The 25,473-nt window shown below is 32.5% G+C and carries 27 protein-coding genes; 14 read left to right on the top strand and 13 right to left on the bottom strand.

Annotated features, from left to right (window positions below; translation table 11 throughout):
- Window positions 1–10: 10 nt before the first annotated feature.
- Complete coding sequence (locus tag ATO12_RS01225; protein ID WP_205625217.1) at window positions 11–853, bottom strand: 1,4-dihydroxy-2-naphthoyl-CoA synthase; 843 nt, start codon at window positions 851–853, stop codon at window positions 11–13.
- A gap of 161 nt (window positions 854–1,014) precedes the next feature.
- Here ATO12_RS01225 and ATO12_RS01220 point away from each other — a divergent pair, with 161 nt between their 5' ends.
- Window positions 1,015–1,431, top strand: coding sequence for a hypothetical protein (locus ATO12_RS01220; protein WP_034237920.1), 417 nt, complete (start codon window positions 1,015–1,017; stop codon window positions 1,429–1,431).
- Between the two features lie 63 nt (window positions 1,432–1,494).
- On the opposite strand, the gene ATO12_RS01215 is transcribed toward ATO12_RS01220, so the two are convergent.
- From ATO12_RS01215 to ATO12_RS01205, 3 genes are all read right to left on the bottom strand, one after another.
- The gene (locus tag ATO12_RS01215) at window positions 1,495–2,004 is read right to left on the bottom strand and encodes a ferritin (protein WP_034237919.1); all 510 of its coding nucleotides are present in this window, start codon (window positions 2,002–2,004) and stop codon (window positions 1,495–1,497) included.
- Window positions 2,005–2,096: 92 nt separating this feature from the next.
- Window positions 2,097–2,408, bottom strand: a complete 312-nt coding sequence (locus tag ATO12_RS01210; RefSeq protein WP_034237916.1) for a hypothetical protein — start codon at window positions 2,406–2,408, stop codon at window positions 2,097–2,099.
- A 101-nt stretch (window positions 2,409–2,509) separates the two neighbouring features.
- Window positions 2,510–3,343, bottom strand: a complete 834-nt coding sequence (locus ATO12_RS01205; RefSeq protein WP_034237913.1) for a CvfB family protein — start codon at window positions 3,341–3,343, stop codon at window positions 2,510–2,512.
- A 190-nt stretch (window positions 3,344–3,533) separates the two neighbouring features.
- On the opposite strand from ATO12_RS01205, the gene ATO12_RS01200 reads away from it, so the two are divergent.
- A complete protein-coding gene (locus ATO12_RS01200; protein WP_034237910.1) occupies window positions 3,534–4,685 on the top strand; it encodes a pyridoxal phosphate-dependent aminotransferase in 1,152 nt (383 codons plus the stop codon).
- Window positions 4,686–4,884: 199 nt separating this feature from the next.
- Here the strand turns inward: ATO12_RS01200 and ATO12_RS01195 are convergent, their stop codons facing one another.
- The 4 genes from ATO12_RS01195 to ATO12_RS01180 all read right to left on the bottom strand — a co-directional run bounded on the left by ATO12_RS01195 (window position 4,885) and on the right by ATO12_RS01180 (window position 8,638).
- Window positions 4,885–5,226 (bottom strand): DUF2853 family protein, encoded by a 342-nt coding sequence (locus tag ATO12_RS01195; protein WP_034237908.1) that lies wholly within the window; start codon window positions 5,224–5,226, stop codon window positions 4,885–4,887.
- A 105-nt stretch (window positions 5,227–5,331) separates the two neighbouring features.
- Entirely contained in the window at window positions 5,332–7,056 is a 1,725-nt protein-coding gene (gene menD / locus ATO12_RS01190) for a 2-succinyl-5-enolpyruvyl-6-hydroxy-3-cyclohexene-1-carboxylic-acid synthase (protein WP_034237905.1), read from the bottom strand.
- 63 nt (window positions 7,057–7,119) lie between these two features.
- The gene (locus ATO12_RS01185; RefSeq protein ID WP_034237900.1) at window positions 7,120–8,211 is read right to left on the bottom strand and encodes a chorismate-binding protein; all 1,092 of its coding nucleotides are present in this window, start codon (window positions 8,209–8,211) and stop codon (window positions 7,120–7,122) included.
- 1 nt (window position 8,212) lies between these two features.
- Window positions 8,213–8,638, bottom strand: a complete 426-nt coding sequence (locus ATO12_RS01180; RefSeq protein WP_034237897.1) for a PaaI family thioesterase — start codon at window positions 8,636–8,638, stop codon at window positions 8,213–8,215.
- Between the two features lie 87 nt (window positions 8,639–8,725).
- Between ATO12_RS01180 and ATO12_RS01175 the strand changes: the two genes are divergently transcribed.
- From ATO12_RS01175 to ATO12_RS01165, 3 genes are read left to right on the top strand one after another with little or no spacing between them, the layout of a single operon-like run.
- Window positions 8,726–9,289, top strand: coding sequence for a TetR/AcrR family transcriptional regulator (locus tag ATO12_RS01175; protein ID WP_034237894.1), 564 nt, complete (start codon window positions 8,726–8,728; stop codon window positions 9,287–9,289).
- 3 nt (window positions 9,290–9,292) lie between these two features.
- Window positions 9,293–10,144 carry an alpha/beta hydrolase family protein gene (locus ATO12_RS01170; protein ID WP_034237891.1) on the top strand — a complete coding sequence of 284 codons (852 nt, stop codon included), beginning with the start codon at window positions 9,293–9,295 and terminating at the stop codon, window positions 10,142–10,144.
- Between the two features lie 28 nt (window positions 10,145–10,172).
- Entirely contained in the window at window positions 10,173–10,811 is a 639-nt protein-coding gene (locus ATO12_RS01165) for an alpha/beta hydrolase (protein ID WP_034237890.1), read from the top strand.
- Between the two features lie 10 nt (window positions 10,812–10,821).
- Here ATO12_RS01165 and ATO12_RS01160 read toward each other — a convergent pair whose 3' ends face one another.
- The 5 genes from ATO12_RS01160 to ATO12_RS01140 all read right to left on the bottom strand — a co-directional run bounded on the left by ATO12_RS01160 (window position 10,822) and on the right by ATO12_RS01140 (window position 16,330).
- Window positions 10,822–11,199, bottom strand: a complete 378-nt coding sequence (locus ATO12_RS01160) for a nuclear transport factor 2 family protein (protein ID WP_034237888.1) — start codon at window positions 11,197–11,199, stop codon at window positions 10,822–10,824.
- Window positions 11,200–11,201: 2 nt separating this feature from the next.
- Window positions 11,202–11,714 (bottom strand): DinB family protein, encoded by a 513-nt coding sequence (locus ATO12_RS01155; RefSeq protein WP_034237887.1) that lies wholly within the window; start codon window positions 11,712–11,714, stop codon window positions 11,202–11,204.
- A 144-nt stretch (window positions 11,715–11,858) separates the two neighbouring features.
- Window positions 11,859–14,444: a phosphoenolpyruvate carboxylase gene (locus ATO12_RS01150; RefSeq protein WP_034237885.1), complete on the bottom strand. Its 2,586-nt coding sequence runs from the start codon at window positions 14,442–14,444 to the stop codon at window positions 11,859–11,861.
- A 172-nt stretch (window positions 14,445–14,616) separates the two neighbouring features.
- Window positions 14,617–15,096 carry an Lrp/AsnC family transcriptional regulator gene (locus ATO12_RS01145; protein ID WP_025663656.1) on the bottom strand — a complete coding sequence of 160 codons (480 nt, stop codon included), beginning with the start codon at window positions 15,094–15,096 and terminating at the stop codon, window positions 14,617–14,619.
- 76 nt (window positions 15,097–15,172) lie between these two features.
- A complete protein-coding gene (locus tag ATO12_RS01140) occupies window positions 15,173–16,330 on the bottom strand; it encodes a M14 family zinc carboxypeptidase (protein WP_034237883.1) in 1,158 nt (385 codons plus the stop codon).
- A 383-nt stretch (window positions 16,331–16,713) separates the two neighbouring features.
- On the opposite strand from ATO12_RS01140, the gene ATO12_RS01135 reads away from it, so the two are divergent.
- The 9 genes from ATO12_RS01135 (at window position 16,714) to ATO12_RS01095 (ending at window position 25,427) form a co-directional block, all read left to right on the top strand.
- Window positions 16,714–17,193, top strand: coding sequence for a helix-turn-helix domain-containing protein (locus ATO12_RS01135; RefSeq protein WP_034237881.1), 480 nt, complete (start codon window positions 16,714–16,716; stop codon window positions 17,191–17,193).
- Window positions 17,194–17,262: 69 nt separating this feature from the next.
- Complete coding sequence (locus tag ATO12_RS01130) at window positions 17,263–17,637, top strand: hypothetical protein (protein ID WP_034237880.1); 375 nt, start codon at window positions 17,263–17,265, stop codon at window positions 17,635–17,637.
- Window positions 17,637–18,443, top strand: coding sequence for a TerC family protein (locus ATO12_RS01125; RefSeq protein WP_034237879.1), 807 nt, complete (start codon window positions 17,637–17,639; stop codon window positions 18,441–18,443). The genes ATO12_RS01130 and ATO12_RS01125 overlap by 1 nt, the downstream gene beginning before the upstream one ends.
- A 63-nt stretch (window positions 18,444–18,506) precedes the next feature.
- Complete coding sequence (locus ATO12_RS01120) at window positions 18,507–19,160, top strand: tetratricopeptide repeat protein (RefSeq protein ID WP_034237877.1); 654 nt, start codon at window positions 18,507–18,509, stop codon at window positions 19,158–19,160.
- Window positions 19,161–19,256: 96 nt separating this feature from the next.
- The gene (locus ATO12_RS01115; protein WP_034237875.1) at window positions 19,257–20,174 is read left to right on the top strand and encodes an ABC transporter ATP-binding protein; all 918 of its coding nucleotides are present in this window, start codon (window positions 19,257–19,259) and stop codon (window positions 20,172–20,174) included.
- A 5-nt stretch (window positions 20,175–20,179) separates the two neighbouring features.
- A complete protein-coding gene (locus ATO12_RS01110) occupies window positions 20,180–20,974 on the top strand; it encodes an ABC transporter permease (RefSeq protein WP_034237874.1) in 795 nt (264 codons plus the stop codon).
- 178 nt (window positions 20,975–21,152) lie between these two features.
- Window positions 21,153–22,820 carry a formate--tetrahydrofolate ligase gene (locus ATO12_RS01105; RefSeq protein WP_034237871.1) on the top strand — a complete coding sequence of 556 codons (1,668 nt, stop codon included), beginning with the start codon at window positions 21,153–21,155 and terminating at the stop codon, window positions 22,818–22,820.
- A gap of 108 nt (window positions 22,821–22,928) precedes the next feature.
- The gene (fdhD, locus tag ATO12_RS01100) at window positions 22,929–23,765 is read left to right on the top strand and encodes a formate dehydrogenase accessory sulfurtransferase FdhD (RefSeq protein ID WP_034237870.1); all 837 of its coding nucleotides are present in this window, start codon (window positions 22,929–22,931) and stop codon (window positions 23,763–23,765) included.
- Between the two features lie 9 nt (window positions 23,766–23,774).
- The gene (locus ATO12_RS01095) at window positions 23,775–25,427 is read left to right on the top strand and encodes an NADH-ubiquinone oxidoreductase-F iron-sulfur binding region domain-containing protein (RefSeq protein WP_034237868.1); all 1,653 of its coding nucleotides are present in this window, start codon (window positions 23,775–23,777) and stop codon (window positions 25,425–25,427) included.
- Window positions 25,428–25,473: the final 46 nt, after the last annotated feature.

The following is a 25,473-nucleotide window of genomic DNA, read 5'->3' as shown; positions in this document are numbered from 1 at the left end:
AATTACAAAACTAAGGCATCCATTTAATGTTTTTAAAATCTGGTTTTCTCTTTTCAAGAAACGCATCTCTTCCTTCCTTGGCTTCGTCTGTCATATATGCCAGTCGTGTTGCTTCTCCTGCAAATACCTGTTGTCCTACCATACCATCATCTGTAAGATTCATTGCAAATTTTAACATTTTGATAGATGTTGGTGATTTCTCAAGTATTTCTTGTGCCCATTCATATGCCGTATCTTCAAGGTCATCATGAGGAATCACTGCATTTACCATTCCCATTTCATAAGCATCTTGTGCCGAGTAATTTCTTCCTAAAAAGAAAATTTCACGTGCTTTTTTTTGTCCTACCATCTTTGCCAGATATGCAGAGCCGTATCCTCCATCAAAACTTGTAACATCTGCATCGGTTTGTTTAAAAATAGCATGTTCTTTACTTGCCAGAGTAAGATCACAAACTACATGAAGGCTATGCCCTCCTCCTACGGCCCATCCTGGCACAACTGCAATAACAACTTTTGGCATGAATCTAATAAGCCTTTGTACTTCTAAGATATTTAATCTGTGTCTACCGTCATCACCCACATATCCCTGGTGACCTCTAGATTTTTGATCTCCTCCACTACAAAAACTATATACACCATCCTTTGTTGAAGGTCCTTCTGCAGAAAGTAAAACTACACCAATAGATGTATCTTCTTGCGCATCATAAAAGGCATCATAAAGTTCGCTTGTTGTATTTGGCCTAAAAGCATTACGCACATTTGGCCTGTTAAATGCTATTCTAGCAACACCTCCAGATTTTTTATAGGTAATATCTTCGTATTCTTTTACAGTTTTCCAATCTATTGAACTCATTAATATGTTTTTTTGTATCCTCAAAAATACTACAATATACTATATCTCACAGCATCAATTACAGGGTAAATCCCCTAATTTTTAATTTTATTTTAAATAAAAAATAGATTTTAGTATAGTTTTTGATAGTTTTATTCTGAATTGATAATATATTTACCATTATGAAAGTTTTTTTAGTACTACTTATCGGAAGCATCAGCTTTTTATCATATGGACAAGAGGATGCAATACAAACAATAGCTATAGCTATAGAATGGGAACAACTAAGTGCTCCACTGGTAATGCATAAAAAAGAGGCTAAAGCTCAAAATTATCAATTACAGGAAGTAGATTTGACGGTGGATTTAAGACAACAAGCTTTTAAAAAAAGCTATACAATGTATATTGATACTCCAAAATATAAAGATATTTCATCAAAATATAATGTTGCAATCCCACAGCCCAAAACATCTGGTTTTAGGGTATATGGTAACGGTTATACCCCCAATACCAATAGAGGAGGTATAAAAAACACAGCTTATAAAGATGCTAGTTTGTATAGTGGTGCTTTCTGCCCTATTACAGGTTTAGCATATTAATTTATCATCCCGAAAAGAATCTGAAGCCCCAATATTTATTTTGATTTAAAATCTTTTATAAGGTTATTTACCAACAGGAATTCTTTCGTCGATGAATTGAAGTGGCATATCTCCTGATAAATCAAACATATCTAAAATATCTTTGATAGTTTCTTCTTCCTCTAGCTGCTCTTCTACAAACCACATCAAAAAGTTTTCTGAACCAAAATCATTTACCTGTCTGCATTTTGCAACAATTTTGTATATAGATTGTGTGATAGATATCTCATGATTAAGAGCCATTTCAAAAATTTCCCGAAGTGAAGAAAATTCATGAGTAATATTAGAGACATTAGGAGAGTAAGCCGATCCACCCGTATCATTAATGAATTTAAAAATTTTCATCATATGCTCTCTTTCCTCCTCTGCTTGTTTATAAAAAAAAGAAGCACTATTCACAAGCGTTTTCTGATCACACCATGAAGCCATTGCCAGATATAATGACGAGGCTTTTTGTTCTTTCTCGATTTGCTGATTAAGCATATCCATTACTTCTAGATTAATGCTTATTTCCTGTCGTGTTAGATTTTCCATTTTTCAATATTTTTAATAAAAGTATAGAAAATCCAGATGTAAAACTTAATCGATACTCAATTTATAGTAAGTCTAAATCTAACATCAAAATATCATGCTACCAACATAGCATTTAGCTCTATCATAGCAAATGTTCCTTTCATAAGATCTACAAAATCCAACACCATTAATGTATCTAATAAAATTAAATGTTCTTTATCGCATAATGATAACAATACAGTGTCATTATGATTAAGTAAATTATTTATATAATCAAATGTAGACATTTGTTTTGCCTTGTATCTTAGACTAAGCAATTGACAGAAAGAAATTTTAACCATTTTATGGCCAAAATCGATATAATAACATCGCTCTGTAGATGATTGATAAGAGGCGTAGTATGTTGAAGAAAAAATTAATTCCATAATTAACGGCCGCTAAAATACCTTTTATTTAGATTTAATCCAAATAAAATAAATAAAAATTAACTTTCCCTTTAATTATAACTGTGGATTGTATTTTTGGTTTACTCTACCAGGCGTATTCCTTCTTTTTCGATGATAATTTTTCTGTCTTTATATAACGATCCTATAGCTTTTTTAAAACTTTTCTTACTTAATTGAAACATTTCTTTAATATCTTCTGGATCCGATTTATCATTCAGATCAATAAAACCGCCACTAGATTTCAACTCTTTTAAAATCAGCTCTGCATTTGGTTCTATTCCTCTAAATCCATGTCGTTGCAATGTAAGGTCTATTTTACCATCAGGGCGAACTTTTTTCACAAATCCTTTAAGCTGATCTCCTGGTGTAATTTTTTGAAAAATCTCATCGCTATATACCAGTCCTAAATGTTTTTGATTTACAATCATGTTCCATCCGTGTGGTGAAGGATGGGAAGCAATAAGATCAACCTTATCATATGACGATAGTAAAACCAAAGAATTATCTAAAAAAGCGTTAGTCTTACTTGATGCAACAAGTCGATTGGTTTCTTCATCGAGGTATACATAAACAAGATACCAGCTACCTACTCTCATTTTTGAAGATTGCTCTCGAAACGGAACAAAAAGATCTTTTTCTAACCCCCAATCCAGAAAAGCGCCAATTTCTGATACGTTTGTACATTTTAGATAGGCAAAAGATTTTACAGTTGCAAAAGGCTCTAAGGTAGTAGCAACAATACGTTCTGAGCTATCTAAATATACAAACACCTTTAAAACATCTCGTATCTGAAATTGTTCTGGCACATACTTATTAGGCAATAAAACCTCATCCCCTTCTTCGTCACAAAGGTAAATCCCCTGATCTCTTTCTCTAACAATCTCTAACATATTGTATTCCCCAAGCTTAAGCATGTCTCTATTTTTTTGCGCAAAGATAATTTTTTAACCTGATTAATGTAATGTAGAGCATCAAGAAAATTAATCTACAAAAGAATAATAGGTCATCTAACATAAAAAAAAATCAAATTAACACAATAAATAAAAAATAGGGTTTACAGAAATTACATTGTTGTTAATATAAAACAAACATAAATCAAAAAAGATGACTTTTAAAACTCAATTCCCTGAATCAAAAAACAACAATAAGCACATTGACATTAGCTTATTTAATCAAACAACTCACAATCCTTCTTATGCTAGTCTAACCAATAATTTTGAAAAAATAAACGGATTGAAAGACTTTTGTATTCCTGTAAACACTTACTTCCCTTCAAGATCATTAATGGATGATCTATACAAAAAAATACCAAGTGCTTTAAAATACTATCCTAGTTCCAACAACCTTATCACAGAATATATTGCAAGCTTCTCTGATATTGAAAATCCTAAAAGAATTATTGCCGGAAATGGATCAACCGAAATTATTTCTTGGCTTAATTCACTATTTATAAAAGATAGTCTATTTGTTCCTGTACCTTCTTTTGGCAGATGGATAGAAGAGCCTATAAACTTAGGAGTAAAACTACACACTATACAATATTGTGACAGCAACAATCAGTTACTCTCTTCGAAAAAATTTGTAGAAGCTGTACTAAAATCTGGAGCAAAAAACGCAGTTATTTGCAACCCAAACAATCCAACAGGCTCTATTTTCTCAAGAGCTGAACTATTATTTATATTAAGGAAATTAGATCATTTAGACAATATTATCATCGATGAATCTTTTATTGATTTCTCTTCTAAAACTCCACCAACAATAAAAAATGATGTTCATTTGTTCTCTAATGCCTGGGTTATCAAAAGTTTAGGAAAAAATGTTGGTTTACATGGGCTTAGAATGGGATATGCTATTAGTAATGAAAATAATATTAACAAGCTTAAAAAACACCTTCCATATTGGAATATTAATGGAATATCAGAAATGCTATTGATGCTTATACAAAAAGAAAAATTAGCATATGATGAAAGCAGAGTTAAAGTAATTCACGACACAATATATTTAACAGATCGTTTTAGTGAATTAGATTTTTTTAAAGTTTTTCCTACAAATTCTAATTTCGTATTTGCTAGATTAGACTCACAAATTAACGGAGAAGAATTAAGAAATAGGCTACTAAAAAACAAATCTTGTTTTATTAGAAATTGTGAAAATAAAATGGGCTCTACTAAGCAACACTTTAGAATTGCAGCACGACCAAAACAAGATGTAGATTTTCTCGTAAATGCGATAAGAGAAGAAGTTTCAAAAATGTAAAAGTTTTAGCGTCTAGATCTATAACACTTATTTGTCCATAAGAAAACCTTCAATAATTATTTACCGTAAATTTTAAAATTCGAAAATAACTATTGAAGGTTTAATAACTTGCTACAGAAACAACTGACACAAGGAAGTATAACTCTAGACCAACAAGATTACAAATCTTATGTTATTCTAAAATTATAAAAACAATCTATTATTTGTAAACAGATTCTTTTCCGAAATGTTTTGTTAAAAGATAATAAACAACCGCTCTATATTTATTACGGTTTGATTTACCATATGCTTCAATTACAGAAGCAATAGCTTCATCTAACTTTGGTCCATCAGCAAGACCTAGTTTATTAATTAAAAAGTTTTTCTTTACGGTATCTAATTCACTTTGATCAGAACCAGATACAGTAGCAGCATCTGCATTGTATATTGAAGGACCACATCCAATAGTTACTTTGGTTAAAAGATCCATATCTGGAGTTTGACCAATTTTATCTTTGATATCTGCGGCGTATTTTGTGATTAATTCATCTCTTTTACTCATAGGATAAATGTGTTTTTAGGTTTTTAGTTCACTTTTTTTTCCAGATCAAATATAGATGAATTATTCATTAATAATTCATCTGCAAAGTATATTAAAACAAAGAAATTAGACAAAATGCTTAAAATAATCGATCAAAGTACTATCATTTTCTTTTCGAGGTGTAAAAACTTCAAGGAGTTGAGGCATATGATCATTTTCGTACACTTTTTTAGATTCACGAACTAATTCTTCAAACGTATGCGCAGTATGGTATTCAAAACCAAACATCTTACATAAATGCATTGCTGTAAGATGATGTGTTGTTTCAAAATATGTTTTAAAATTAGCACTTTCCTCTTTTCCGGGTAAAATCCTGAATATCCCTCCTCCTTCATTATTAATAACAATAATTTTGAAATTCGAAGGAATATAATCATTCCACAACCCATTACTATCATAAAAGAAGCTTAGATCTCCCGTTATCAAAGTTGTAGGTAATCCTGAAGCCAGAGCTGCACCAATGGCAGTAGATGTACTTCCGTCGATACCACTTGTTCCTCTATTACAGAACACCTGAAAAGTTGGGTTTAATGTAAATAGTTGTGCATAACGAACAGTAGAGCTATTACTTAGCTGTATCATTTGCCCATCTGTAATACTATTAAAAATAACTTCAAACGCTTTAAGATCGGTAAAAGCGATTTTATCAAGATATGCCGCATGTCTCAATCTACGATGATCTCTTATAGATACCCAAGAAGACTTATAGGTACTATCCACGCTCTTTATTTCTTGAAAAAAACGCGAGAAAAATACATTGGGTTGTAATTTTATATGTTCTGTAAGACAGAAATAGGTATCAAATGCTTTTTTTGAATCAATATGCCAGTGTGATTTTGGTTGGTATTGTCTCAAAAATGCTTTGATACGCTTAGAAACAACCATACCTCCTATAGTTAAAAGAATATCGGGTTGTAATGCCTTAAATTCATTTTCGTTCAAAGTAGAAATTAATTGATCAATACAATTAATATGGGACGCATGATGAATATTAGATGTTGTCTCTGTTAACACCAGAACCGAAGGATCATCGGCAAAGTATTCTATCCATTTTTGCTCAACTGTTCCTGGTGAATTAACACCTATCAATACCATTTTACGTTTTGCCAGGCTCCACTCTTCGCGCATTTCTGATTGTAAGTCTTCAGAAAACTGATGATGTGGCTTTTCTACTGGGATATTTCTGGAAACAATGGTAGGGTGCTCTAGTTTATCGTATAAAGGCTCATAAAAAGGCACATTAATATGTACTGGTCCTTTTTGTTCTATTGCTTTATTTAGCGCCAGATTGATTTCTCTTTCATTATGTTTTTGAGCTTCATGGTGTTTTTGGCGTACTTTGGGATCATCAATTTTTGTTTCTGCAACAACTTCAGAATACAAATTAGCCGAATACAAAATATGATTTTCAAATACATTTTTTTGACGAATCGTTTGTCCGTCTCCAATATCAATTCTTTCAATAGGACGATCTGCACTTAGGACCACTAGCGGTATATCACTATAAAATGCTTCAGAAATTGCGGGGTAATAGTTTAACAACGCACTTCCCGAAGAACAGACCAAAGCAACCGGTTTTTGGATTTGTTGTGCAATACCTAATGCAAAAAATGCCGCACATCGTTCATCTACGATACTATAACATTGCATATCGGGATGTTCACTAAAACCAATTATTAGTGGTGCATTACGAGAGCCAGGCGAAATAACAATATGAGTAATTCCTTTTGCTTCGCATAAGGTAACAATAGATTGTGCTAAAGGAATTTTTGAATATAAGCGTTTCTTCATTCGAATCGCTAAATTACAATATCGAACTAATTTACACCAGAATTTTAAATAATTTAACCCTGATTACAACAAAACTCTTTTCATTGTCTCTGTTTTCTTCACAGTTTCCTCCCATTCTTTCTCTGGATCAGAATCTTTTGTAATTCCTCCTCCTACATAAATAATAGCTTTACCATTACTCAACTCCATACAACGAAGATTCACAAACAAGTTTGATTTAATTACACCATCTTTATTCATATTGAGTTCTCCCAGAAAACCTGTATAATACTTACGATTATACCTTTCTGTAGCTAGAATAAAAGATTTAGCTTCATCTTTAGGAAGCCCACAAACCGCTGGAGTGGGATGCAATGCTTCAATTATTTTTTCAATCCTTGAGTTTTCATTATCCAAAACCCCGCTAATATCGGTACGCAAATGCAAAAGTGTACCAGCTTTATGTGTATACGTTTTAGAACGTTGTATATCCTTAATAACTGAAGATAATTTATTCGTAACAAAAGAAGTAACCATTTCCTGCTCTACTAATTCTTTAGCTCCCCAATCGACATCTATAGTATCTATATAGGGTTGGGTACCGGCCAGAGCCATAGTAAAAAAATTATCATTTTTTATCCGAATCAAGGTTTCTGGAGTCGCTCCCATCCATGTACCAATTTTTGGGTGATACCATAGATACACAAAGGCTTTTGGATAATAATCTATTAGGTTTTTAAATGTGTGTAAACTACTAAAAGAATCTGGTATCGAAACCTCTTCTTTTCTCGACAACACTACTTTTTTAAAACGGCCTGATTGTATTGTTTCAATCCCTTTTTCTACAAGCTCTATATGTTTTTTTTGAGCTTCAAGATCTTCTAAAAGTGTATTATCTATTATTCCCGAAGTTCTTTTTTCACTATTTACGGTTTGTGATAAAATGGTAGCAGTGCAATAATTACTTTTTCCCGAAGGAATAATAACGGCTTTATGAGTATTATCAAAAGGAGCAAAAACAAATCCCGAATCAGTATAATCTTCTACTTCATATACCTTATTATTTTCTTGAAAAACAGCATGTAGTATCATAGAATCAGCTTTCCTATATACTACAAAAGGTAAGTTTTGGTCTAACTGCTCTTTAATTTTAGCATAAACATCTCCTATGTCCATACTATTTAGTTTTAGGAAGCGCAATAGTGGTTAACTTAACTATCGAAATCAAGTTACCTTCTTCATCCTTTATCTTTATATCCCATAACTGAGTAGTACGACCCTGATGTAATATTTCTGCTTTTGCAAACACATACCCTTGCTTAACACTCTTTACATGATTTGCAGAAATCTCTATTCCTCTTATATAAAAATCTTTGGCATTAAGAAAAATAAATGATGCAGCACTACCCACACTCTCGGCCAGCGCTACCATAGCTCCCCCATGTAAAACACCATCTGGCTGATGTACTCTTGGAGTCACTGGCATTTTAGCAACCAGATAATCTTTACCAACTTCACAGAAAGAAATCTCTAAAGTTTCCATTAAAGTGTTTTTACACATCTTAGCGCATTGTTCCAGCACTTCTGTCTGTGTCAAATTCATAAGCTTTATAATTTAAACCAAAAATATACAATGCTATTTAATAATTCTAACTATATTTGATTATTATTTTAACGAACGTTCAATAAAATGCCAAAAGTAAAAACATCAAAAGAAGAAGTTCTAAAAAAGGTAATCCCCATTCTGCGATCACGCGGTGTGCAAAACAGTAGTATGAGTGAGCTCTCTAAAGCCTGTGGCATACAGAAATCTCATTTTTATTATTATTTCAGTAATAAAGAAGATCTAATTAGAGAAGTTCTAGCAACTGTTCACAGTTATTTTAATTATAACTTATTTAAGATTATTGAAAGTAATGCTTTATCCCTTAACGAAAAAGTGTTAAAAATGAAGCTACTTCTAGACAAATTATTCAGAGCTTCAGATGGTGGTTGTATTATGGCAAATACTGCATTAGAAACCATTCACCTCGACCCCACATATAAAAAAGAAATACAATCATTTTTTAAAGATTTCATTTTAGGCTTACAACAACTGCTTGAAGTACATCACTCAACCGAAAAAGCATTACTACTGGCAGAGCAAATGGTTCAGGATATTGAAGGAGGTATCTTATTAACGCAAATTTATGATGACCCAAAATACATTAACAACGCTATGAAAAGAACAGAAACGGCAATATTAAATCTATAACATATGGAATCATACACTATTCGTTCTTCTGACGGCTACCCTATTTCGGTTCATGAGTTTGTTCCTAAATCTCCTAATCACAAAACAATAGTTTTTGCTCCTGCGGTGGCAGTTCCTCAAAAAATTTATTTTCCTCTTGCCAAATACCTCGCTGCCAAGGGATGTAATGTATTTACTTTTGACTATCGCGGAATCGGAGATTCTCTTTCTCAAAGCATTCAATCGTTAAAAGAACATGGCTTTTTATTCTGGGCACAGGATTTTAAAACTGTTTCTAAACATGCAAAAGAAGAATTCCCTGAAAACGAACAATATATGATCGGCCATAGTTATGGTGGCAATAGTGTAGGTTTTAGTGATGCATATCAATATTATGACAAATACTTTACTGTAGCTTCGCAATTTGGATTCTACAAGCACTTCACTTTAAAAATGAGAATACTCATCTATCTTAATTTTAAGTTTTTTGTACCGCTTACCACATCGCTTTTAGACTACTACCCTTCTGGTTGGTTTGGATTAGGAACCCCCTTAACTACCAAAGCAGCAAAAGATTGGGCTATTTTTTTATTACATCCCGATTCGATGTTATATTTTACTCAAAAAGACACTAGCACATATTATAAGGAAATCAAAGAGCCTATGCTTTTATTAAGCATTGATGATGACTTATTTGCTCCTAAAAAATCAGTAGACATTTTGGGTGAACGTGTATATAAAAATGCCAAGGTGACTAGAAAACATCTAAAACCAAGTGATTTTAACCTAAAAACTATTGGTCATTTTGATTTTTTTAGAACAAAAAATCGAGATATCTTGTGGCCCATTATCGACGATTGGTTTCATCTTAATTAAATACAAAAGATCTATTATCATATATCATATGAATGCTATCGAAAAAGAAATTTCCTATACTGCAACAAACACCTATTCTACACTTAACAATTTACACCCGAATACTAAAAATGTTTGGTTAGTTTTTCATGGCATTGGATATTTGAGTCGCTATTTTATTCGGTTATTCGAAAGTCTTAATAAAGAAGATAATTATTTTATTGCTCCGCAGGCTCCTTCAAAATATTACAAAGGTGATAACTACAGAAGAGTTGGCTCTAGCTGGTTAACCAAAGAAAATACACCGGCAGAAACCAAAAATGTATTACGATATGTAGATGCAATACTAACATCTGAAAAGCTTCCTGAGCATGCCAAGTTAATTGTTTTAGGGTACTCTCAAGGAGTAAGTATTGCCAGTAGATGGGTTGCCAGTCGTAAAATACATTGTGATGCCCTGGTTATGATATCTGGTGGTTTTCCTAAAGAATTGTCCAGAGAAGATTTTACTTTTCTTACCGATCAGACAAAAATCACTCATATTCTGGGAGAAAAAGATCCATTTTTTGAAATAGAAAAAGTTGAAGCCGAGAAAGTACGGGTACAAGAGATATTACCCCAGATTGAATTTAGAACTCATCCGGGAGGACACGAGCTAGATCCGAAAACCCTGATCAATTTATTATAAATCCATCTAACTACTTTTTTAACTCTTCTATTGCTGATCTGCTATGAACAGTGTCATAAATAATAGTTAGTTTTTGAATCTTATTTTCAGAATTTAGCACTATGATATCTACTACTTTAAACACAACCCTTTTTCCGTCTTTTAATTCCCAATCAAAATCGAAAAGTAATGAAACTCTATCTGAATCTTTTTCAAAAAACAAACCATCAAACTTCAATTTTGAAGTAGTGGTATCCTCTGCCAAAGCTTTATAAAACTTACTAGCTGGCATTGTTCCGTACAATGGAGATTCAACAATTCCGTCATCGGCAAATAAACTAACAACTTTATCTACTTCATTTTTTTCTAAAAACGAAAGGTAATTCTGGGCAACTTCTTCTTTTGTCATACTTATAAATATCTTTCTTTTATAACCTCAAAATGGTGGTTTTGATGTCCTATTAATATATATCCTGCAGCTCTTGAACTCATAGGACTACCGCATGCCTCTCCTATTCTGATCAACATTTCGTCGGTAAAACTTTTAAACAAAGAAATAGAGTTATTTCTTGCAGATTGAAAATCTGAGACCAATTCTTCTTTACTATAATTATTTGCATTTGAATATGGCACATAATCATCCTGTTCGAATCCTATGATTGGTGTTTTATCATTCCTTGCAAAACGCAAAGCTCTATATGCAAAAATACGCTCGGCATCAATTATATGTTGTAACACCTCTGCTATAGTCCATTTACCTTCTGCATAAGCGTGGGTAAGCTTTTCTTTTGGAATAGATTGCACAAAATCCACAAATTCTATTTGACTGCTCTGCAATCCTTTTACAATATCAGACGATCCTGCTTTAGAAATATATGTCCCATAATACGGATCAAACTCTCCTTCTTTTAACTGTGCTATCATAGTATATTAGGTGTTAATTAAATTTCAATTTATTTAAAATAGTACATAAACCCACATTATTATAATATAGGCTAAAAAATGAAGCCGGAATTTAATCATTCCAGCTTCATAATATAATATCCTTAACAGTACTTTATTAAAAAATTATGCCGAATTACGGCTTGCATTAATATTTCCAAACAAAGAACGAGTTACCATCTTCTCATAAATTGCAATATCTTCTAGATCTGCATCTTTATTTTTATTTAAATCCTGAATTTTCTTCAATGCATATTGCTGTATTGTAAGCAGAGGCAATACGATATTTTCTCTAATATCGATAGATGCTTTTCCTGCAGGTTCGTTTTGCATTAACTCAGAGTATCCTGTTAACTTAAATAACAATCGTTTGGTTAACAAGTATTCGTCATGAATGATATCCCAAAATGCACCATATTCCTCATCTTCTTTCATGTAAGAAGTTAATTCGAAAAAGGATTTGGTAAGACTCATCATACTATTACCGATCAGCGCTCTAAAAAATGGCGAATCCCTATACAACGACATTACTTTATCAAATTCTCCTTTTTCTTCAAATACTTTTAGAGCGGTTCCTACTCCATAAAAACCAGGGACATTCTGTTTTAACTGGCTCCAACTTCCAACAAAAGGTATAGCTCTTAAATCCCCAAAATCTAAAGTTGCACTTTTACTTCTCTTAGAAGGTCGGCTACCAATATTTGCTTTCCCATAATACTTTAACGTACTCATGTGCTCCAGATACGGAAGGAATTTAGGATGATTTTTAAAATCAACATAAGTTTGATAACTTATATCTGCAAGCTCTTGCATAGTCTGCTTATTCTCTGCAGAGAAAAGGTTACCCTCGTTACTTGTTAATTCATTTTCTACTCCGGCTCCTAATAGTTGTTCTAAATTATACTGACAAGAATCCAGTGTACCAAAATTAGAACTAATCGTCTGCCCTTGAACAGTTAATTGAATTTCTTCGTCTTCGATTGTAGGTCCAAGAGATGCATAAAATTGATTTGTATTTCCTCCTCCTCTCGCTGGTGGTCCGCCTCTACCATCAAAGAATATCACTTTTACATTATATTTTCTAGAGACTTCAGTTAATGCTTCTTTCGCTTTAAAGATTCCCCAATTCGCCATAAGGTACCCTCCATCCTTGGTTCCATCAGAAAAACCAAGCATAATAGTTTGTTTCATTCCACGGCGTTTTAAGTGCTCCATATATTCTGGATTATTATATAAAGACTCCATCACCTGGTGTGCAACCTGTAAATCTGGCACTGTTTCAAAAAGAGGAATTACATCTACCGTAGGAAATTCCCAATCACAAAGCCTTATTAACGCAAATGTTTCTACTATATTAAGCTCGCTTCCATTATTGCTAATGATATAACGATTAGCTGCTCGTTCTCCATTATTTTGCTGTATAGTTTTTATTGCATAAATAGATTCTATTGTTGCTCTTGTTATATCATCATCAAAAACAGAAGGATCTAATTTTCCTTTAATAGTTGAAAGCGCATTAACCTGTTCCTTTTCAGAAAGAGATTCATACTGTTTAGGAAAAATATCTAGCCCCAACTCATTCGTCTTTTGTACAACTTCTGTAAGCACTTTATGATGAACTCTTGAATCTTGTCGAACATCAAGTGTCCCAAAGTGAAAACCAAAAATTTTAACTTTATTAATTAGATCTTGCAGGTCTTCTAAAAACAAAGATTGATGCTCTTTTATTAATTCTTCTCTAATCTCGAGCAATCCATTCATTAATGTTTCTATCGATAATGGTTCTGCAGTTTTTGCATAATAAAAGTTATCATATAATGCATTTTCTAAAACCGCTATTTTATCCTGAAGGTTCCCAAAAGTAATTCTTCGCTTTAATACCCGAATATCTCGATAATAATTAATCAAAATTGTTTTTCGTAATCGTTTTGCTACTTTTAAAGTAATCTCTGTGGTTACAAATGGGTTTCCGTCTCTATCTCCTCCAGGCCAGAATCCTAAATTAATTAAGTCGTTTTCGAGATCTTCGCCTTCAAATATATTTTGCTGGATATAATTATATATCGTTCCTGCAGAATGGTAAAATACGTTTTCTAAATACCAAATCAAGCTTACCGCTTCATCATAAGGTGTTGGTTTTTCTTTCTTAAAAAAGGCTGTTTTACCTAGTTGAGCTAGTAGCTTTTTTATTCTAGGTGAATCATTATTACGAATTGCTGCGTCCAAATCATGAATAATCCCAAGTACTGTTCCCGGATAAAATTGTGTAGGGTGAGCTGTTAAGGTAGGTCGAATTTTAAATCTTCTTAGATAATCTTTTAACTCTTCTAATTTACCTTTTGCCTGAGCTTCTTCTTTAATACTTCTTAAAGTCCCTCGGCCATCCATATTGTTTACTACAGGAAAAGCAGCATCTTCTATTGCATCAAACAATACAACTTGACGTTCGATATACTGAATAAACCTAAATAGTAAATCATGCTTTTCTTTTGAAGTAGGTTTATCCTGGTATAATAAAAAAAAGTCTTCTACAATTTCTGTAGGATTTTTGTGTTGATCATAGCCTTTTTCGCATACTTCTTTAAAAAGTGGTAATAAAACCCCTGTGTTACTTATAGTATCAAAAGGTAGTGTTATAAATATACTATTGTATATCTGGTACTTAGCAAGAACGTTTTCATTAAAACGTTCAATTTTTGGTTTTCTAGCCATTGGTGTGGTGGTACTTGTTTATGGTTAATATGTATTCTTGTTAATGATATAGCAGAGAAATTTGTTTAGAACATCTCGCCATATATAGTTAATAAAAGGGTTTTAACTAATAAAATAAGCCCTTTAAGGTTTTCTTAAAGGGCTTATTCTATAATTTGTTTAGTTATTCCCTTTATAAATCCTGAAAAATAGAATGCATTAATCGTTTCTTATCATTAATACTTTCTTCTAATGAAATCATAGTTTCGGTACGATATACGCCATCAATATCATCTAGTTTAAAAATAATCTCCTTAGCATGATTCGTGTCTTTAGCTCTTACTTTACAGAAAATATTAAACTTTCCTGTTGTTATGTGAGCAACCGTTACAAATGGTATTTCATTAATCCTTTCTAAGACGAATTTGGTTTGCGAAGTATTTTGAAGATAAATCCCAACATATGCTATAAATGAATATCCCAATTTCTTATAGTCTAATGTTAATGAAGATCCTTCAATAATACCTGCTTCTTCCATTTTTTTAACTCGCACGTGTACTGTACCTGCAGAAATCAACAATTTTTTTGCGATATCTGTAAATGGTGTACGAGTATTCTCGATCAGCATGTCCAGAATTTGGTGGTCAACTTCGTCTAATTTAAACTTTGCCATATTGTTTTTTTATTATTTTTCCCGATTATTTACATTGCAAATTTAGCAGAAAAATACAGTTTCCATACATTTTATTTTAACTTTTTGTTGATTCTATTAAGAATAATTCAGAGTTTAGGTGAAATTTTAACAGCTTAGCCTCTGGAACTATCTCTACTGTAACGTTTTCGTTATATATTGTCCTTTTTTTGCCAATAATTTCTCTATGACCGTAAAATTTTTGAAGATTGCCAATTTTAACAATTTTTGGTATAAATTTCACACTATTTTTGACTAGTTCTTCACTGTATTGAACTGCTATATCTACGTTTTTCTCCTTTAACATCACATCTCTTATAATAATATCATAAAAGCATTTTCCGTTTTCTGGTATTGAAAAATAATCTTTATACCTATCTCCTGTAATTTGAGTAGTTGCTATATATTCTATTGAAGTTATAAGAGAATAAAATATATATTCTCGTGTTATTTCCCGATCATAATCATTTGAATAGTGCCCGGCTTCAAATAATATTGTAGGCACCCCCATATTTGCCAAAGTATCTCCCACACAATTTAAATTAAAACCATCATCATACCGCCCTACCTGATTCGGAATAAATTGTTGGAGTACCGTATTCATTTTAGCAATGATTTCCATAGCTATTTTACGGCCTGGAGTTATCGATCGTTCTAAATCACTTGCAGGAGATAAAAAAGACACAGTAGCAGGATGTTTAGTTTCTCCTGCACTAAAAATAGTACGTTGCCCATGAAGATTAAAGGCAAAATCCGGTCGAATACGTTCTATTAATTTACCAAATACTATACTCTCCTTTTGAGTTTTTTGTTGTGCATCTCTATTAAGATCTACCTGGTTAAAATTAAGCCTGGTATACGCCTTTGCTCCGTCAGGACTTAAAATAGGTATTATATATATTGTACACTCTTTTAAAATGGTTTTTGCCAAGTCATTTGAAACGTCTGTAACGAAGTTTAATAGGTCAAATACAGCCTTTGTAGTTGTGCTTTCGTTACCATGCATTTGCGACCAAAACAAAAGCTTTTTAGATCCGTTACCTAGTTTAATAAGATGTATAGGCTCATTATCTTCAGAAAGTCCTATCTGTTCAATTTCGGTTTTTAAAGATAAAAGATCTAGTAAAGGAGAAATATGATCCGGGGTAATATAACGCCCAAATAAGGAAACTTCTTTATAGGTATTGAACCAATTTTGCAACGTATGTGTGTTCATTAATTTGTTTTATAAGACTACGAAATTACTATAGTTTACTGAAGATTCATAACAAATCAGATTAATATTTACACTTGTAAACTGGAGTGATGTTTACAAGTGTAACAATACTTTATTTACATTTGTAAACATAACAAATATACTTATTTGTTTACATTATTAAACACTACTACTTACCGTGTTTCCAAATGTATTTTAGTTATTAACAAAAAAAACATTTATCACATATTCACAATATCAATATATTATTAATCAGATATTTAATCATGTTAATGTAAATTAAAAGTTTAACACCAATAATCCTCAGTTTACAATTGTAAACCAGTGTTTTCAACAAATTTGTTTACCTTTGTAACCAATATTTACTCTTAAACTCGTTTACAATGGTAAACAATAAAGATTTTGGTAAAAGAATCCAAAAAATAATGGATTATCATGCTGTATCTGCCTCATCCTTTGCAGATTACATGGGTGTAGGTCGTTCTTCTATTTCTCATATTCTTAGCGGACGAAACAAACCTAGTCTTGATTTTGTAATGAAAATTGTTGATGCATATACTGATGTAGATTTACAATGGTTGTTATATGGAAAAGGAACATTTCCTAAATCTGAGAATGTACCTGTAGAGAAAAAAAATCCTTTGCCAGACACTTCTACTATTTCTCAATCTACACCTCCTCCAATTACAGTTTCTAAACAAGATTTATTTTCGCAGTCATCACTAGAAGAAAAAACGGTTGCCCCAAATACTCCTCCTCTAGAAAAAATTTCTCAAGTAATTTCTACCGAAAACAAAATAGATAGAATTGTTATTTTTTATACCGATGGTACCTTTAGTTCATATCACATGAAAAAATCTTAACAACTTTTTTCTTCCTTTCTATTAACTTTCTGGAAATAGAATTATTTTCGTTTTTCATTTATAACAATTATGAAGCAATTTGCTTTACTATTTTTCTCTACACTACTTATAAGTAGTTGCTACCAACAAGAACGCAACTGTGTAGATTTTCATACAGGAACTTTTGAATTCGAAACTTTTCTAGATGGCGAATTAGTTACAACCACTTTTATCCGTAATGATTCTATAGAAATTGATTTTTTCAGAGGTAAGGTGGACACGGCCAGTATTCGATGGATTAATGACTGCGAGTATATTGTACAAAAATTGTCTCCAAAAAATATGGCAGAGAAAAAAGCTATACACATGAAAATCTTAACTACGGATAAAAACATCTACACTTTTGAATACGGATTAGTAGATTCTAATAACAAACAACGTGGAACCGCAAAAAAAATAAAATAATGTTCGAAATTTTTACATCTGCAGATGCCTGGGTCGCCCTATTAACGCTTACATTTTTAGAAATTGTTCTAGGTATCGATAATATCATATTTATCTCACTGGCTTCTAGCAAATTACCAGACCAACAACAAAAAAAAGCGACTAATATCGGACTACTGTTGGCTATGCTTATGCGTGTCGTTTTATTATTTGGTATATCACTATTAGTTGCTATGGAAGCTCCTTTTTGGCATATCAATCTTCCCTGGATAGAAGCCGGTATTAGCGGTCAGGCTTTAATCCTATTTGCAGGTGGGATGTTTCTGCTGTATAAAAGTGTGCATGAAATTCATGAAAAAGTCGATGAAAAAGGTGAAGAAGAAAAAGAAATAAAAGCTAAAAGTTCTTCTTCTCTTTCTAATGCGATTGTACAGATTACTTTAATTAATGTTGTCTTTTCTTTTGATTCTATCCTTACTGCGGTTGGAATGACAAACGGATTAAGTGATAATCCTAATGATGCTTTAATAATAATGATTATTGCTGTAGTAGTATCTGTTTTAATTATGATGATATTTGCAACTCCTGTAGGACGTTTTGTAAACAAACACCCATCAATTCAGATATTAGGGCTTTCGTTTTTAATCCTTATCGGATTTATGCTTATCGCAGAAGCTGCACATTTAGCACATCTTCAGATATTCGAAAGCGAAGTGGGTACCATACCAAAAGGATATCTTTATTTTACAATAGCATTCTCCTTATTGGTTGAATTTTTAAACTTCAAACTACGAAAAAAGCAAAAATCGGCTAAACAAAAGGTATAACTGTAATTTGTAATAGTATACCATTTCAAAAGGAAAACAGTTTAAATGTATTAAAAACAAAATATGAATAATTTTCTCTCTATTGTATCCCTATTCTTTATTACTATTTCTATCTATGGGCAAGAGTATAAGGAAAAACTTAGCAATGATGTTTGTAAATGTTTTACAGAAAATAATAAAAAAGGGATCAATACACTAGAAAACTGTTTTACCCAAAATATTGGTAATTATAGAAATGAATTGGATAAACTCATTGACAAAAATTCTTCTATTTCTGAGTATAAGCAAGGCGAAATCATAGGTAAAAAAATATTTTTTGAAATGCAACAGAGTTTGATTCAAAAATGTGATGCCTATTTTCTTTTCTTTGAAAACTTAAGAGAACAATCTATTCTCGCTATGAAAAAGAAATATAGTCAATCAAAAGTAGATTCTATCACTACTCTTATTTCAAAAAATAAAACAACTGAATTACTTTGGGAAAGAGCAAATTTGTATTTCGCTAATAACGAATTGAAAAATGCAAAAATTGATTATCAGGAGTGCTTAAAAATGGATCCCAATCATATTCCAAGTATGTTCTTTTTGAGTTGGTTATATGAAAGAAATAAGGACTATGATAAAGCAATCAAACTTTATCAGGTGATCGAAAAAGTAACCAAAAAACAAGAAATAGTTTTGTTTATTGAGATTGCTACGAGAAAATCAAAAGAATAAATTGATATTACTCATAAAATTATACATTTCTCTGAAGGGATTACGACAAGTGTAACAACTTACTTATTGATTCGTCTTCAGGGAAATGTATAGATGATGAGTCAATTAATAGTTAAAACAGAAAAGCTTAACTTCTCCTATTCGAAATCCAAAAAAGATATTGATAGTTTAGATTTAGAAGTCCCTAAAGGAAGTATATATGGTTTTTTAGGTCCAAATGGTTCGGGAAAAACAACTACCATAAGACTTCTCTTAGGTTTACTCAATAAAAACTCAGGAAATGTTAAGGTTTTTGAAAAACCTTTTGCAGATCACAGAATTGATACCTTATCAAAAATCGGTGCATTAATAGAAAACCCTTCTCTTTACAACCATTTAAGTGCAAAACAAAATTTGCGTATTGCCTCTACATATCGGGCAAACATTAATAAAGATCGAATAGATGAAGTTTTAGAAACGGTCAATCTTTTGCACGTAAAAAACAAAAAGGTCAAAACTTTTTCTTTGGGAATGAAACAACGCCTGGGATTGGCAATAGCCCTGCTTTCAAAACCAGAGTTATTGATATTAGATGAGCCAACAAATGGATTGGACCCAAAGGGAATCATCGAAATGAGAGAATTAATAAAAAAACTAAACAAAGAGGGTATCACCATTTTTATCTCAAGCCATTTATTAAGTGAAATTGAAAAAACATGTACCCATGTTGGGATTATTCGAGAAGGAAAAATGCTTTTTCAAGATACTGTTAAGGCATTAACTGCATCACAATCAGACCGATTACAAATCGAACTTGAAACAGATGACAAATATCGTACATATGATCAACTGATTAAAATGGGATTCGAAACAAAAAAAATAGCGCACGAAGAACACCTCCTTATGGTTTCTGTAAAAGAAAAATCCCAAATCCCTGTATTGGTAGACTCACTGCGAAAAAACAATATTGGTATTTACCAGGTAACAATTAAAAATAACCTAGAAGAATTGTTTCTTAATCTCACCGAAAATTAATTCAAATGACAACTACTACATTTTATTTCAAAAGCTTAAGAAACGAAACATTAAAATTAAAGCATACGTTTGCTTTATGGTTAACGGCTATTTGTGCATTATTAATTCCTTTATTATTTTTTATAGTTTATATAGTTAAGTGGGAAAAACTGATTCCTGCTGAAGGAGTTAACCCCTGGAATAAATTCGCAAATGAACAAATTGCAAATAGCCTTCCTGCTCTGGTTCCTTTATTTATTGTCCTTATTACAAGTTTAATTATTCAAGTTGAACATAAAGCTACAGCTATTAAACATTTGTTTGCTTTACCAATCCCAAAATGGAGTGTGTATTTTGGTAAACTAAGTATTGTTATTGCTACTGTATTTGTTACATATACTATGTATTATGGTTTAATTTTGCTAAATGGAAATGTATTAGGTAGCATACGTCCACAATTAAATTTTTCAGAATTTTCTCCAGAATATGTATTTCATATAAAAATACTATTTCGCTCTTTTGTTTCTGTTCTAGGTATTTTGGCTATTCAATTCTGGTTAAGTTTTCGATTTAAAAACTTTATCATTCCTTTAGGTGTTGGTATGGTATTGGTAATTGTAGGCCTAATTGCCGCAAGAGCACCCGAATCTATTTATTTTCCGTATTCCTATTCTATGATAAGCATGAATCCATTAGATGAAAAAACTTCAGATCTTAATCTCTTTTGGTGGTTTCCTACAGTATCATGGTATAGTTTAGGATATTTTGTTGTTTTTGCGATTGCAGGTTTCTTTGATATCAAAAGGATGAATGTAAAGTAAAAAAAGAACATTCATTATATAAACAATTATACTTATAAATAACTCTGGATCAGAATCCATTCTTATCTTTAATTATAATCAACATAAATTATCATTATCTGAAAATGTTTTTCACAAGTATAATATTAGAATCAAAATAATTTAATTAATATTATACTCCTAAAAAAATGATTTTCACATGAATGATTTAGAAATAGCAAAACAAATACAACTTAAACACATAAGTACTATTGCCGAAAAACTGGGATTAAACTCAGATGATATTGAAATGTATGGTAAATATAAAGCCAAATTACCACATTCTGTTATTGATAAAGATAAGGCTAATAAAAGTAACTTAATTCTTGTTACTGCTATTTCTCCAACACCTGCTGGTGAAGGAAAAACTACAATGTCTATTGGTTTGTCTGAAGGTTTAAATCAACTCGGGAAACAAACCACAGTAGTCTTAAGAGAACCATCATTAGGTCCTGTATTTGGGATCAAAGGAGGAGCAACGGGAGGTGGTTATTCCCAAGTGCTTCCTATGGAAGATATTAACTTGCATTTTACAGGTGATTTTTCTGCTATTGAAAAAGCACATAATTTACTCTCTGCTGTTATTGATAACAATATTCAAAGTAAAACAAATTCACTGGGAATAGATGCCAGAACTGTTACCTGGAAAAGGGTAATGGACATGAACGATAGAGCTCTTCGGCATATTATTGTAGGACTGGGAGGAACAACTTCTGGTGTGCCAAGAGAAACGGGGTTTGATATCACAGCAGCATCAGAAATAATGGCAATCTTATGCCTTGCTGATGATTTAGAAAATCTAAAAGAACGATTAGGAAACATATTTATTGGCTATACTTTTGATAAAAAACCAATCTATGCCAAAGATTTAAAAGTCGAAGGAGCCATGGCAGCACTTCTTAAAGATGCTGTTAAACCAAATCTGGTGCAAACTATAGAAGGTAATCCCGCGATTATTCATGGTGGACCCTTTGCAAATATAGCACAAGGCACCAATTCTGTAATTGCTACGCGAATGGGAATGTCGCTTTCTGATTACACCGTAACCGAGGCAGGTTTTGGTGCAGATTTAGGTGCAGAGAAATTTTTAGATATAAAATGTCAAAGTGCAGGAATATCGCCAAAAGCAATTGTAATTACTACTACAATACGAGCATTAAAATACCACGGAGGAGCGGATCTAAAATCATTAACCGATCCTAATGTAGAAGCACTAAAAAACGGAATACCAAACCTTGAAAAGCACTTAGAAAATGTAAAGCAGTTTGGAATCACTCCTGTTATTGCAATTAACCGATTTGTATCAGACAGCGATGAAGAAATTGCGGCTATTCAAGAGTTTGCAAAAAGGAATAACGTGAGAGTTGCTTTAGCCGAAGTTTGGGCCAAAGGAGGTAAAGGCGCCTTAGAGCTTGCAAAACACGTCGTAGAGATTGTAGAGTCGGGTGAATCAAACTTTACTCCTTTATACAATTGGGAAACAGATGTAACTGCCAAAATCGAAACCATTGCCACAAAAATATATGGTGCAAATCGCGTTGATTATACGGCAAAAGCTAAGAAAAATCTAAAAACAATTGCAGCATTAGGATTAGAAAACCTTCCGGTTTGTATTGCCAAAACTCAAAAATCTTTATCCGATAATCCAAAGCTAATTGGTCGTCCTAAAAATTTCACTATAACGATTAGAGAAATAGAAATTGCTGCAGGCGCAGGATTTTTAGTGCCTATTACCGGAGACATGATGAGAATGCCTGGCCTTCCTGCACATCCGGCATCAGAAAATATAAATATTGATAATGATGGCAATATTACAGGGCTATTTTAGAAATCAATAGCAACAAACACGCCCTTTTGCATAATAGTTAATGTTTAACATAATACAATTATTTCTATTAACTTTGTGTAAATAGCTCTTTATTAATTAATAGTTCTTATGGCAATTAGAAATTATGAAGGCAAGAAATATGAAGTAGATTCAGTGAATAAAACATTAGATTCACTTACTATTGAAGAAGCATTGCAAATAAATATCAACGACAAACCTTTTACGGTGTCTATGAGGACTCCGGGAGAAGATATTAGCCTAATTCGTGGCATGCTTCATTCTGAAGATATCATCAAAAATATAAATTTTCTTCCCGATATCGTTTTAAAAAAAGAAAACGATGATGGTATTGTAACTGTGGTAAATCTCACCATCCCCGAAGAAGAATTAGGTGATGGATATTCTAATAGCAGAAGTTTATTATCTGTCTCTTCTTGTGGTATTTGTGGGCGAACAGAACTTGGAGACTTATCTTTCTTAGGAAAAACCATTGATGATACCGAAATAATTGATGTTGATCTTATTCATCAATTATTTACAAAAATGAGTGCCTTACAGCATAATTTCAATCAATCTGGTGGTGCACATGCTGCTGCAGCATTTACTATTACAGGAGAATTACTATGCTCGATGGAAGATATTGGTCGTCATAATGCCGTAGACAAAGTTATTGGTAAACTAATTTTAATGAGCAAATTAGATCAAGCAAAAATAATTACCGTAAGCGGACGTGTTTCTTATGAAATTGTTGTTAAATGTTTTAAAGCAAAAATTCCGTTTTTAGCAGCCGTTTCAGCTCCGTCTTCTTTAGCCGTAGATTACTCTAAAGAATTAGGAATCACATTATTAGCGTTTTGCCGTAATCATAGAGTAACCTGTTATTCTAATCCTTACCGAGTTAAAACGACCAAACAATTTCGAAACATCGATATAAAAGCAAGTTAAAAAGAACATATGTCAGATAATTTAAGTGAATTATTAGGTAGAAAAAAAGTAGATCAAAGCCTCTTCAATAAAATGGGAGAATTGGCAAAACCTACAGGGGCACCAAGTGATGAAGAATTAGCCAAATTGGCTGATGCTTTTTTAATTGGAAAAGCTAATACATACGGTACAGCTAGTTTTTATGATTTTTTAAAACCTGAAAACAAAGGCAAAAAAGCATATGTATGTAATGGAACCGCATGTGTTTGTGCTGGCACGCAAAATACTGTAAGCAATTCACTTAAAGAGCATTTTAAAGAAGACGAAATCGGGCATATGACTTGTCTGGGGAGGTGTCATGAAAACAATGCGTTTCATTATAACGGAAAAAATTATTCTGGCGATGCGTTTCAAAATCTTGATAATATCATCAATTCGCAAAATGAACTAAATCAAGATAGTTATAATGTAAAAGCTAGTGGAAAAGCAATACTTACCCAATCATTCACTACTATTGCTGATTTTTACAAACCTTTTATAGATGCACTTCAAAAAGATTCTGCTACGGTATTAGAAGAAATTAAGACCTCGAATGTTCGTGGTCGTGGTGGCGCTGGTTTCCCAATGGGATTAAAATTAGAGTTTTGCAGAAATGTAGAAAACACTACAAAATTTATCATTTGCAATGCAGATGAAGGAGATCCAGGTGCTTTTTCAGATCGATATTTACTAGAACACAGACCACATTCGGTATTATTTGGGATGCTTATTTCTGGATATGTTACTCATGCCAATTATGGAATTGTGTATATACGTGCAGAATATCCTGAAGCCGTAAAAATTGTACAAGATGCTATTGATGATCTTCGAAATGAAGGATTAATAGGTGATAATATTTATGATAGCGGGTTTAGCTTTGATTTCAAAATTATACAAGCACAAGGGTCATACATTTGCGGAGAAGAAACCGCGCTTATTAACTCGATAGAAGGGCAACGGCCAGAAGTTCGTGTTCGTCCCCCCTATCCTGCTCAAAAAGGCTTATTTAATAAGCCAACCGTAGTTAATAATGTGGAAACACTAGCTGCTTTACACTATATCATTAGTAATGGAGGAAATGCCTGGAAACAAATTGGAACCGAACGTTCTTCGGGAACGAAACTGGTTTCTTTAGATAGTTTTTTTAACAAACCTGGTCTATATGAAGTAGAAATGGGGACACCTCTTTCTGTTGTTATTAATGAACTGGGGGGTGGATTTAAATCCGAAGTTAAAGCACTTCAGATTGGCGGCCCTCTTGGCGGAGTGGTACCTGTTTCAAAAATTAATGATTTAACAATAGATTTTGAATCTTTTTCAAAAGAAGGTTTTTTACTTGGTCATGCATCTATTATTTGTATTCCTGTAAGCTTTCCGATGATGAAATTTATTGAACATCTTTTTGATTTTGCTGCTTATGAAAGTTGTGGAAAATGCTTCCCTTGTAGATTAGGAACGAAACGAGGACATGAACTTTCGACCAGAGCGTTACATTCTGGTCATAAAATAGATCAAAAATTGTTCTCAGACCTTTTAACAACCCTAGAACAAGGGTCATTATGTGCACACGGAGGAGGTATTCCGTTACCTATCCGAAATGCATTACATTATTTTGAAGATGAATTGAAAATGTACTTCAACTAAATATTAGATATCATGAAACGAGCCATTACTATTACGTTTATACCAA

The organism is Aquimarina atlantica, from assembly GCF_000626715.1.
GTDB classification, from domain to species: domain Bacteria; phylum Bacteroidota; class Bacteroidia; order Flavobacteriales; family Flavobacteriaceae; genus Aquimarina; species Aquimarina atlantica.
The sequence above is the reverse complement of the archived record's forward strand: the minus strand, read 5'-3'. Positions and strand labels throughout refer to the sequence as shown.

What these genes read in the sequence shown, in the direction of transcription:
- ATO12_RS01225 (WP_205625217.1), bottom strand. Translation starts at nt 853, where the DNA reads ATGAGTTCAATAGATTGGAAAACTGTAAAAGAATACGAAGATATTACC.
- ATO12_RS01220 (WP_034237920.1), top strand. Translation starts at nt 1,015, where the DNA reads ATGAAAGTTTTTTTAGTACTACTTATCGGAAGCATCAGCTTTTTATCA.
- ATO12_RS01215 (WP_034237919.1), bottom strand. Translation starts at nt 2,004, where the DNA reads ATGGAAAATCTAACACGACAGGAAATAAGCATTAATCTAGAAGTAATG.
- ATO12_RS01210 (WP_034237916.1), bottom strand. Translation starts at nt 2,408, where the DNA reads ATGGAATTAATTTTTTCTTCAACATACTACGCCTCTTATCAATCATCT.
- ATO12_RS01205 (WP_034237913.1), bottom strand. Translation starts at nt 3,343, where the DNA reads ATGCTTAAGCTTGGGGAATACAATATGTTAGAGATTGTTAGAGAAAGA.
- ATO12_RS01200 (WP_034237910.1), top strand. Translation starts at nt 3,534, where the DNA reads ATGACTTTTAAAACTCAATTCCCTGAATCAAAAAACAACAATAAGCAC.
- ATO12_RS01195 (WP_034237908.1), bottom strand. Translation starts at nt 5,226, where the DNA reads ATGAGTAAAAGAGATGAATTAATCACAAAATACGCCGCAGATATCAAA.
- menD (WP_034237905.1), bottom strand. Translation starts at nt 7,056, where the DNA reads ATGAAGAAACGCTTATATTCAAAAATTCCTTTAGCACAATCTATTGTT.
- ATO12_RS01185 (WP_034237900.1), bottom strand. Translation starts at nt 8,211, where the DNA reads ATGGACATAGGAGATGTTTATGCTAAAATTAAAGAGCAGTTAGACCAA.
- ATO12_RS01180 (WP_034237897.1), bottom strand. Translation starts at nt 8,638, where the DNA reads ATGAATTTGACACAGACAGAAGTGCTGGAACAATGCGCTAAGATGTGT.
- ATO12_RS01175 (WP_034237894.1), top strand. Translation starts at nt 8,726, where the DNA reads ATGCCAAAAGTAAAAACATCAAAAGAAGAAGTTCTAAAAAAGGTAATC.
- ATO12_RS01170 (WP_034237891.1), top strand. Translation starts at nt 9,293, where the DNA reads ATGGAATCATACACTATTCGTTCTTCTGACGGCTACCCTATTTCGGTT.
- ATO12_RS01165 (WP_034237890.1), top strand. Translation starts at nt 10,173, where the DNA reads ATGAATGCTATCGAAAAAGAAATTTCCTATACTGCAACAAACACCTAT.
- ATO12_RS01160 (WP_034237888.1), bottom strand. Translation starts at nt 11,199, where the DNA reads ATGACAAAAGAAGAAGTTGCCCAGAATTACCTTTCGTTTTTAGAAAAA.
- ATO12_RS01155 (WP_034237887.1), bottom strand. Translation starts at nt 11,714, where the DNA reads ATGATAGCACAGTTAAAAGAAGGAGAGTTTGATCCGTATTATGGGACA.
- ATO12_RS01150 (WP_034237885.1), bottom strand. Translation starts at nt 14,444, where the DNA reads ATGGCTAGAAAACCAAAAATTGAACGTTTTAATGAAAACGTTCTTGCT.
- ATO12_RS01145 (WP_025663656.1), bottom strand. Translation starts at nt 15,096, where the DNA reads ATGGCAAAGTTTAAATTAGACGAAGTTGACCACCAAATTCTGGACATG.
- ATO12_RS01140 (WP_034237883.1), bottom strand. Translation starts at nt 16,330, where the DNA reads ATGAACACACATACGTTGCAAAATTGGTTCAATACCTATAAAGAAGTT.
- ATO12_RS01135 (WP_034237881.1), top strand. Translation starts at nt 16,714, where the DNA reads ATGGTAAACAATAAAGATTTTGGTAAAAGAATCCAAAAAATAATGGAT.
- ATO12_RS01130 (WP_034237880.1), top strand. Translation starts at nt 17,263, where the DNA reads ATGAAGCAATTTGCTTTACTATTTTTCTCTACACTACTTATAAGTAGT.
- ATO12_RS01125 (WP_034237879.1), top strand. Translation starts at nt 17,637, where the DNA reads ATGTTCGAAATTTTTACATCTGCAGATGCCTGGGTCGCCCTATTAACG.
- ATO12_RS01120 (WP_034237877.1), top strand. Translation starts at nt 18,507, where the DNA reads ATGAATAATTTTCTCTCTATTGTATCCCTATTCTTTATTACTATTTCT.
- ATO12_RS01115 (WP_034237875.1), top strand. Translation starts at nt 19,257, where the DNA reads ATGAGTCAATTAATAGTTAAAACAGAAAAGCTTAACTTCTCCTATTCG.
- ATO12_RS01110 (WP_034237874.1), top strand. Translation starts at nt 20,180, where the DNA reads ATGACAACTACTACATTTTATTTCAAAAGCTTAAGAAACGAAACATTA.
- ATO12_RS01105 (WP_034237871.1), top strand. Translation starts at nt 21,153, where the DNA reads ATGAATGATTTAGAAATAGCAAAACAAATACAACTTAAACACATAAGT.
- fdhD (WP_034237870.1), top strand. Translation starts at nt 22,929, where the DNA reads ATGGCAATTAGAAATTATGAAGGCAAGAAATATGAAGTAGATTCAGTG.
- ATO12_RS01095 (WP_034237868.1), top strand. Translation starts at nt 23,775, where the DNA reads ATGTCAGATAATTTAAGTGAATTATTAGGTAGAAAAAAAGTAGATCAA.